This is a genomic window from Mycobacterium kyorinense (genome assembly GCF_001672775.1).
In the GTDB taxonomy this organism is placed as follows: Bacteria; Actinomycetota; Actinomycetes; order Mycobacteriales; family Mycobacteriaceae; genus Mycobacterium; species Mycobacterium kyorinense_A.
On record NZ_LZKJ01000142.1, the window covers coordinates 1 to 986 of the forward strand.

Below are 986 nucleotides of genomic sequence, written 5' to 3' on the forward strand. Positions count from 1 at the left end.
CGGGTGGTGATCAACGCCTACGGCCCGACCGAGATCACGGTGTATGCGTCGATGAGCGCACCACTGCTGCCCGACTCGGGAGCAGCACCGATTGGGGCGCCGGTGTCGACGGCGGCGGTGTTTGTGCTCGATGAGTGGCTGCGGCCGGTGCCGGCCGGGGTGGTTGGTGAGCTCTATGTGGCCGGCAGTGGGGTGGCGTGCGGGTATGTAAGGCGTTCGGGGTTGACGGCATCGCGGTTTGTGGCGTGTCCGTTTGGTGGGGCTGAGGTGGCCGGGCAGCGGATGTATCGCACCGGGGACTTGGTGAGTTGGCGCGCTGATGGGCAGTTGCAGTATCTGGGCCGCGCTGATGACCAGGTCAAGATCCGCGGGTATCGCATCGAGCTCGGTGAAATCCAAACAGCTCTGGCGGGTTTGGGCGGGGTCGAGCAAGCGGCGGTGATCGCTCGCGAGGACCAGCCCGGCATCAAACATTTGGTGGGCTACATCACCGGAACAGCTGATCCCGTCGATCTGCGCACCGCACTGGCCGATCGACTCCCGCCGTATATGGTGCCAGCTGCGGTGATGGTGCTCGAGGCGTTGCCGCTGACAGTCAACGGCAAACTCGACACCCGCGCCCTGCCGGCACCGGACTACCAGGATGTCGAACGCTACCGCGCCCCGGCTAGCCCCACCGAGGAGATTTTGGCCGGCATCTACGCCCAGATCCTGGGGCTCGAGCGGGTCGGGGTTGATGACTCGTTCTTCGACTTGGGTGGCGATTCGCTGACCGCGATGCGCTTGATCGCCGCGATCAACACCCACCTCCAAGCCGGACTTTCAGTGCGCACCGTGTTCGAGGCGCCCACCGTGGCCCAGCTAGCACCACGGATCGGCGAAGCAACAAGCCAACTTCCACCGTTGGAGCCAATGCCGCGTCCGCAGCATGTTCCGTTGTCGTTTGCTCAGCAGCGGTTGTGGTTTATCGATCGGTTTGAGGGTGG

Annotated in this window: 1 protein-coding gene; it reads left to right on the top strand. The window is 64.5% G+C overall.

Annotated features, from left to right (window positions below; translation table 11 throughout):
• Positions 1-986 (top strand): phosphopantetheine-binding protein (locus tag A5707_RS15475; protein ID WP_156657991.1); only part of this gene is annotated, 986 nt, incomplete at both ends.